Annotated in this window: 1 protein-coding gene; it reads left to right on the plus strand. The window is 32.2% G+C overall.

Annotated features, from left to right (window positions below; genetic code table 11):
* Window positions 1-205 precede the first annotated feature (205 nt).
* Window positions 206-520: a hypothetical protein gene (locus M9R32_RS15965; protein ID WP_269927725.1), complete on the plus strand. Its 315-nt coding sequence runs from the start codon at window positions 206-208 to the stop codon at window positions 518-520.
* The last annotated feature ends 347 nt before the right edge of the window (window positions 521-867 follow it).

An 867-nucleotide genomic window follows, 5' to 3' on the forward strand; every position in this document is an offset into this window, starting at 1 on the left:
AGTTGACGGGGTCTAGCCCCACGGGCAGATACGTTCTACCCTGGCTACTGATATAATAAAACTATATAAAAAATGGTCAACCAGAAATATCTGGCTGACCTTATAATACGAACGCAGCAGGTTAGTTGAATAAAGAATATGGTATTTTATGGGTTGCGGAAACATTTTAACAAGGAACAAATTTTTATTAAGGGGTGTGTTCATAGTGGAAATGGAAATATCAATATTTGTGGGTAATGTTTTGTGGGCTTTTGTTATATTGGGTGTAGCACATTTAGTATCTATATTGATTTTCAAAAAATATAAACAATTGATTTCAGTAATTCATACTTTGCTTTTATTAATATTGACACATTATATCATCATTGCTCAGCGAGATTATATATTTGATGAATACCCTACGGTTGCATATCTAACAATAGCGTTTGCGTTGCTTGGGTATTATATCTTTTTTAGAGATTTGAATTCATTTATAAAAACAAAGAAATCTGAAAGAGAAGCAACAGCAAAGGATATTTGAGGATTTTTGCTGAAGAACCGGATACAATGCCCCAATACGTTGGATTTCTGTAAAAAAGGCAATCTTAAAGGCATCATTCCTTTTTATGAAGCCATAGGTTTTAAATTTCAATACTAAGAAGGAGAAGGTAGATAAATTTCTATAGGGTATTAACGACTAATATAATCGATTGTCTAAAGGGTCTTATTCAACTAACGAATGCTTGCTCTTTTTCTTGTTCAACTAAACCAGCTAATAGTTTGTCAATATTTTTTGATAGAATAAATCTATACGTGGTATATTAAAAAATGCGTATGCCAAATAACCTCCCAGTATCCTAATTGGAAGGTTTTGAGCTATTTTCTAAG

This window comes from Paenisporosarcina quisquiliarum, assembly GCF_027563315.1.
In the GTDB taxonomy this organism is placed as follows: Bacteria; Bacillota; Bacilli; order Bacillales_A; family Planococcaceae; genus Paenisporosarcina; species Paenisporosarcina quisquiliarum.